The organism is Chitinophaga sp., from assembly GCF_035538455.1.
GTDB lineage: Bacteria > Bacteroidota > Bacteroidia > Chitinophagales > Chitinophagaceae > Chitinophaga.
In genome coordinates, this window is the sequence record NZ_DATLKJ010000012.1 from 1 (window position 1) to 7151 (window position 7151).

At 46.0% G+C, this 7151-nt stretch carries 7 protein-coding genes; 6 read left to right on the forward strand and 1 reads right to left on the reverse strand.

The genetic code is table 11. The features are described from left to right. The first annotated feature begins 712 nt into the window (after positions 1 to 712). From VM802_RS01070 to VM802_RS01085, 4 genes are all read left to right on the forward strand, one after another. The gene (locus VM802_RS01070; protein ID WP_325527057.1) at positions 713 to 1312 is read left to right on the forward strand and encodes an RNA polymerase sigma-70 factor; all 600 of its coding nucleotides are present in this window, start codon (positions 713 to 715) and stop codon (positions 1310 to 1312) included. A gap of 163 nt (positions 1313 to 1475) precedes the next feature. Then, positions 1476 to 2402 carry a FecR family protein gene (locus VM802_RS01075; protein ID WP_325527059.1) on the forward strand — a complete coding sequence of 309 codons (927 nt, stop codon included), beginning with the start codon at positions 1476 to 1478 and terminating at the stop codon, positions 2400 to 2402. 152 nt (positions 2403 to 2554) lie between these two features. Then, the gene (locus VM802_RS01080; protein WP_325527061.1) at positions 2555 to 3952 is read left to right on the forward strand and encodes a hypothetical protein; all 1398 of its coding nucleotides are present in this window, start codon (positions 2555 to 2557) and stop codon (positions 3950 to 3952) included. A 38-nt stretch (positions 3953 to 3990) separates the two neighbouring features. Next, entirely contained in the window at positions 3991 to 4476 is a 486-nt protein-coding gene (locus tag VM802_RS01085; RefSeq protein WP_325527063.1) for a hypothetical protein, read from the forward strand. Positions 4477 to 4826: 350 nt separating this feature from the next. Here the strand turns inward: VM802_RS01085 and VM802_RS01090 are convergent, their stop codons facing one another. Then, positions 4827 to 5069, reverse strand: a complete 243-nt coding sequence (locus VM802_RS01090; RefSeq protein ID WP_325527065.1) for a hypothetical protein — start codon at positions 5067 to 5069, stop codon at positions 4827 to 4829. Between VM802_RS01090 and VM802_RS01095 the strand changes: the two genes are divergently transcribed. Together VM802_RS01095 and VM802_RS01100 are read left to right on the forward strand one after the other, a co-directional pair. Then, complete coding sequence (locus VM802_RS01095; RefSeq protein WP_325527067.1) at positions 5058 to 6314, forward strand: hypothetical protein; 1257 nt, start codon at positions 5058 to 5060, stop codon at positions 6312 to 6314. The genes VM802_RS01090 and VM802_RS01095 overlap by 12 nt on opposite strands. Next, positions 6305 to 7027: a class II glutamine amidotransferase gene (locus VM802_RS01100; RefSeq protein ID WP_325527069.1), complete on the forward strand. Its 723-nt coding sequence runs from the start codon at positions 6305 to 6307 to the stop codon at positions 7025 to 7027. Before VM802_RS01095 ends, VM802_RS01100 begins: the two co-directional genes overlap by 10 nt. The last annotated feature ends 124 nt before the right edge of the window (positions 7028 to 7151 follow it).

Sequence of the window (7151 nt, forward strand, 5' to 3'; positions counted from 1 at the left end):
AAATTCGTTCTAATGTTGTGCATCGATCGTTTTTGTATTTGTAGTTATTTACTTAGACGAATGCACAACATTTTTTATTTCATATCTATATACATATTTATTATTACAATCAATTTGCCTTGTTAATAGCACAACACGTTAGATTAAACAATAAAAAAATACCTGTTGGGTACAATAATATGATAGGCCATTCTGATGAAAGTACAAATCCTTGGCGATCTGCTAATCTGTTGCCGGTATTTTTGGAATTTCCGAATTTATTGACCTTGCGATCCTCTTTTCCGGAAATAGATCGAGCTCCAGTCTGACGTCTGGTGGTGCCCAGAATTCGAATGTTTTTTTGGGAATTTAGTAGGTATGGTGTCAATGGACATTTAAATATATTCAAGGGCTGATTGACACCACTGCCACCGGATGACCTGGCGAAGCATATTCCCCTTATCATGGTATTGCAATATAAGTTAATTGCAGGTCCGAAATTCCTGGAATCCCTGGAATCCCAACGAGGTTAATGGCTATACTTCCTGCGTTAAAAAACGCATATGTCTTTAAATCCAAAATAATGGCCTGCAGTGCTATAATAATGCAGTCGATGATATCTGCACTACGTATAAAAATGTTTTTATTATATTCGCATCCGGTTCCCAATTAGCAATCCCACCTATAGTTCCGATTAAAGTAAACGGAAAAATTTTCATATAAGCCAGAAGACATGATCAAGACTGCTGCTGAACCAGCCCTGAACCCTGACTGCTTTGACTTGCAGGCATTTCGCATAGGAGACAACGAAGCATTCAAGACATTGTTTCGTACCTACTATGGGCCGCTCTGTTATTTTTCCCAGAAAATGAATGTGGACCGTTCCAGCGCAGAAGAAATTGCTGAAGATGCGCTGGTAAAGATCTGGACAAAGCGCAATGCATTTAGTCACGTACAGGCAATCAAAGCATTCCTATATGTAACAGTAAAAAATGCTTCTTTAAATGTGCTGCGGTCTCAGCAACGGGAAGCCAGGAGGCGCAACCGGTACACGGATATGCTGATAGGCCATGATGAGCCTTGTATCGAGGAAGCCATAATAGAGCTGGAAACGGTGCTGGAGCTGGATCGCGCTATTGCAAGCCTGCCGCCCGGATGCCGGCAGGTCATTACGATGAGCCTGTACCAGGGTATGAAAGTAAAAGAAATTGCCTGCCAGCTGGGCATTTCCCAAAGTACGGTTTTGACCCAGCGGCAGAAAGGTGTCGATAAGCTACGCAAACTCTTGTCCACAAGGACGTTCCTGGTGCTGCAAGCCCTTTTGCTGCACTAATTCAAAAAATATTTTCTTCGGGCGTAGCGATTTTGCAATAGTCCGGTGTTTCATTTAGTAGGGATTGCTATTTTCCTGAACCTGGAAATTTCGTTTGGAACCGGTGAAGTTTCCGATGCGCCTGATCGTTATTGATCGATGATCCGGCATGAATATTACTGTCATGGCCATAAACGACGTGTTACGTGCATTGCGCCTCGCTAAGGACCTGGTTTATTTCCTGGTAGTCGATCAGAACCTGGATCGGTTACCGGAATTAAAACAATGGTATCAGCGCAACAACAACAACCAGGTGCTCACAACGCGGTTAAGCGATCCGACCAGGTGGTCGCGGATTCGTAGCGCTTGTAAGAATTACGACCCGGAGGCCCCGCTGCAACGGGCCCTAGCGCGTATTGCAGCAGAACAGCAAAGAAAACGCACCCGGATGATCGTAATGCTGAGAGCTGCAGCTGTGGTACTTCCACTTATAGGTGTCATCGCCTATTGCCTCTCGCTACCTGTTAGTAAGCATACCCCGGTTGTATCGGAGCATAATTCGAATCGCTCGTTAATGCTGGCTCCTGTAAATACCCGTACGCATCATATCTTCATGCCGGTAGGAGATAGCGTTTTTTCTATTGCCGAAGTCCCGGTGGTCGTGCAAAAGGATACGATGTCGGTTGGCACCATTGCAAAAGGAGGATCTGAACGGGTAATATTGGAAATTCCTTCCGGTAGGAATTGTTGGCTGAAACTGCCGGATGGCAGCCGTGCCAGGATTCGTGCCGGTTCTTCGCTTGCCTTTGATATAGCGACATTTGCCCGCACCCTGGAAATGGAGGGCGAGGCTTTTTTCGAGGTCCAGGCAAGTGAGCGTCGCCCCTTTATTATTCATGGTGCAGCTGCCCGGATCACGGTATTAGGTACCCGATTTAACCTGAAGGCAGATAGCACATCCATGGAAGTGACGTTAATAAGCGGAAAATTACAGCTGAGCACCGCTGATACCATCCTTGCTGTATTGCCCGGAACCAAAACCGTGCTGCATAACAAGCTCCTTAATGTCTCTATAGTTGATACCACTGCGGAACCGGCCTGGATCCGTTAGCTATTAGCCAATGATTGTCAGTCCTCGACTTGTCTGACTGCGTCCCCCTGTTTGGTTCATTTCTATAGCAGCAGCTCTAAAAAAATCCTATTGGATTTCCGCAGTAAAAAATACCAGTCTTATTTTTCTTAACACCTAAAAACCCCTTTTAAATGAAACGAATCCCAATTTCATGGCTATTATTCGCTTGTTGTTTGGCACTGTTGTCCGCATGTAAGAAAGCGGATCGAACTGGTGCTGTCGATCGTCCCGAGTTTGACATTACAGGAATCCGCACTGCTTACGCGCAAATAGATCATTATGCGCTTCGTCAAAAGCTGAATGATAGCTTATTCATTGCCTGGCGTCCGCAATGGGACCAGGCATTTGCTGCTGCCGATTTTAAGTCGTATAAGAATTTGGTGTATATTCCCCTTAAAGGGCAAGTGGTTGGTGGTGCGCAGCTTTTCAGCGATAATTTACAAACAAACGTTCGTCGTTTCCTGGCAGCGCAGCGCAGTGGCAATGGTTACGACTTGAAAGTATGTGAAATTTATTCCGGCCAGGACCCACGTTCCCAGGTTCGCTTGGACCGTTCACAAAATAGCGTCATGCTGGTGCAGGGGCTGGACGGTCATTGCTATGGCAATTTCCGGTACCTGCAGGGCGAACCTCAAACCAGTAGCACCCACACAGAGGCATGCCTTTATTACCATGAATGTACCTGGGTAGCCATTTGCAATGGTGTGCAGAATGTTGTTTATACACGTGGTGAAGGTCATCCGAGTATGGTGCAGGATTGCGGTATTCCCAACCAGATGGGTTGTGGCTGGAATACCTGGTTCCAGGGTTACGGCGGCTGGCAGGTTTATTGTAATCCCGATGAGATCGATCCGCTGCCACCGGTATATACTACAGAAAACTGGTCCGGGACCGGTGGCGCCGGTGGGCCTAGTAATGATCTGACGATCGGCGGTGGCGGTAATTATGGTTTGGATACTGTACTCGTCGATAAATCGGTAGCAGATCCCTGCCTGGCCTGGGCGACGCAGGTGGTATTGAATCGCCCGGTGCTTAATCAAATCTCGGCTATGTTCAACCAGATATTCGGTGGTAAGGGAGAATACACCGTGGTATTCACCCAGGAAGCAATGGGAAGTATCGATGCGGCCAAAACTTTGGCCGAGGGCAATTATTTCATAAAAACACGTTTGAATTCCGATGTGCTGACCCATTCCTCCAAGGAATTAATTGTCGCGACCCTGGTCCATGAAATGTTACACGGGATATTCTTGATAAAAAAGAAGCTATCGAATGATGCGCCGGAATGGAAAGTGGCATTGAATCATGAGATGATGGCCAATAATTATGTTACCAATATGGCGGACTTTCTGCAGAGTATTTTTTTTGGATTAAATTACAATGACGCGCTCGCCCTTTCATGGGAGGGCTTGGAAGATACAGACGCCTGGACTAAATTCAAGACCGAGCATCCTAATGATGCGAACCTGATGCAGATACGTGCGGACCAGTTTGAACGCAATCATTCCGGTGGTACCCGATGCCCATGATCAAAGGTTTTTTCATACTAAATAAATAATAGCACACTATGAGAACACTATTTTTATTGCTTGCTTTAATTACTGCTATAGCTACCGCGCCCGCCCAGAATAGCAGCCATAAAGAAGCTGCTGCCAAGGCCCTGGTGAAAATTTTCGATAAACATTGTAAATACTCCGGTACATTGATCATGCGAAAGGAGCCGGGCTTATACGCTCTAAAAGTAAAGCTGGGAGCAGGCAATAAAGTAAAGGAGATCATAGCTTCGGATAATGCCCCTGCTGATGTTATCGGTGAAATGACCGATCCTGCTATTTTCTCCGGCTACCATTGGGAACAGTTATTGGGCCGAAAGACCAGGGAGGGCGATCTGGTGATCATGCCGATCGTGGCAATCAGTAGCGATGAGCCCACCAGCGGCTTTTCGCCGGAGAAATTCGAAAAGCAATTTATCTTCCAGGGGCGTAAAAGTAATTTTGAAAATTGCCTCCTGGTGCAGCCATATATTATCCGGTATTCCGGCCCTGTAACCTGATCCGGGTAAAAGTATAAATTATGATACGTGAAAATGCCAGCTCTGATCGGAGCTGGCATTTTTGTTTTAATGTCATTTTCGTATAGGTCATACCGTTATAGCCACTATGGCTCCTTTTATTTGCATGATCAATAACCCTGATTTATTCTTCCCTGTATAAATACCAACTCCCAGTTTCGCCTCCTACGGATGCAGCTTTAACTACCGCATCGCGCTCATAAAAAATCCATACTTCGTTTAATCGTAATCATTACTGCCGTTTTCGATCAGGATATTAAAGTCTTCCTGTTCATCCAGCTCACTGCCGCCTAAAATTTCGGGCAAATCTACGCAGGCCGCCCGAAAGCAGATCACTTTGAAAAAAAATCTCCACCGCCGCGGGCCTCCTTCGGAGGGCGCGCTGCGTCGCCTCGGTCGTATTTTTTTTCAAAGTGATCTGCCATTCGGGCCTGGCTGCGTGGCAGCTGCCAAAATTTAGGCGGCGATGAGCGTCTGCCGGTAGTTTCCGGCACTGATGATGGCTTGAAGAGGCCGAAACGCCATAGCCGGATCAGATTCACAAACGGATAAAATAATGAGTTATGACGAGACAATTATTAAGATTGGTGAGGCAGAGTATCCGGGATGGTTACCTGCCGCCCCAGTGGCATGACCAAAAGAACCAGGTGGTATTGACCGCTACAGGAATGCTGACCTTATTAGACCATTGTGCAGCAATCGGTAGTACCTACTACCACAAGGTACTCGATGTTACATTTATCATTTTTGATGAGGTAGACTATCTGTACATTTTACGTTCGGAAAGTATTAGTGTAAATGTCGGGACCGAAGCTTCCTTTTGTACACATATGCGATACGCCTCCAATTGCTATTTGTATGAAGGCCGGTATTACGATGTGGATGGTTTATCCGCCAGTGGTCTCACTACTACTTTAGATGGGCGTGTCATTCCGGTTGCTGTATTGTCTGAAGAGCAGGAGCAGCTATCGGATACTGCTCCTATGAATACGGATACCGATATCATAGATAATTCTTTTGATGAAGATGATGATGATCATGACCACGACGAAATCTGGCCCTACCATGAAGGACCTGTTCCGGACGATTACAGGAATAATGAAGATGAAGCCGGGATCGGTTTCGAGATCGAAAAAGGTGGGCCCCCGGAATTCTGCGGTTTCTGGAGCAAAGAAGATCTGTACCATGGAACCGGCTGTATCATGGAAAAAGATGGATCGGTCGATTGGGAGCTAAAGACACCGGTCTACCCATTGTTTTCACCAAAAATAGAAATAGTGTGGCTACCCCAGATCAGGCAGGCGCTGAATGCCGATAATCACATCAATGCCGGTGGGCATATACATCTTTCCTTACCACCCAAATGCGGGCAGGCTTTCTTTGACTACTGCCGACCCTATCTGCCTTTGTTCATGTCAATGTACCCGGACCGCTTAAAAAAGAATTATTGCAAAGGAAAAACAGAACGCTTGCTAAAAGCAGATCCTGAAAAGCACCAGGCGATAAGGATCTGGCCGGACCGCATTGAATTACGGTTCCCGGCAAAAGTTTACGATATGAACGTGCTCCTGTTCCGCTTATCGTTTTGCCGGCTGATGGTGAGCAGGGCCCAGCATAGTATCCTGGCGGTTACTTTAGCTGCATTCGATAAGTCCACAGAGCTGGGAAAACTTATTCAGTCCCAATATTCAGGTAAGGAGTCCATGTTGCTGGAACGGGTGCTCCATGTCGCCCTGGAATATTTCAATACCGACCTATCCAAGGAAAGAGATATAAAACGTTTGCTCAACCGCTTAAAATCAATGAAGACATGTGCATAGCCATTTTGAATACAAGCGGTGTGATTGATGAATCTACTTTCCGTGTATGTTGGGACCAAAATCCCGATGGTGGTGGCATTGCCTATACAGATGGTTCCAACCTGAAAGTATACAAGGAAATGCATTCGGTCGAAAAGCTGTACACGCACTACCTACGTATCCGCCAGGATAATACGCTTCCGATGATCCTTCATTTCCGTATCGCTACTTCCGGCAGTATCGACAAAGAAAATTGCCATCCTTTCGAGGTCCATCCGGGACTGGTGATGGCGCATAATGGTATTATCGAACATGTTGAGCCGACCGAAGAAATCAATGACACCCGCCTTTTTGTCGATCTGTTAAAAGGCTTGCCTGACGATTTCCTTGATAATCCGGCCATATGCCAGCTGATATCTGTATTTATCGGGTATTCGAAACTAATCTTTCTTGACCGTTACGGTGAATTCCGGATCATCAACGATGAATTGGGCCACTGGGATAAAGCGCACCGTAATTGGTTTTCCAATCATTCCTATTGCAGGCCCCCGGTGAACGTGAAGGAATATGATCGGACGCAATCCTCTGCAGATAATAATACCAGATGGCAAAAATACTTTGAACAGCAACAAAGGTGCGCCTGTTGCGCGGAGTGGACATCCGAAAATGATCTAAGCTACGACCGAAATCTAAATGCCAATATTTGCCGCTGGTGCTGGGAATTTCTTGGATAGGTCTATCTCCAAAATTTCCCAATTCTTTATTGATGGAAAGGAGCCATCTTTATACTTCCTGGTTCCTTCCGGAATGGATTGCCTCAGCTAATTCATAAAACCGGTTAAATGTTTTGTTAGGCTA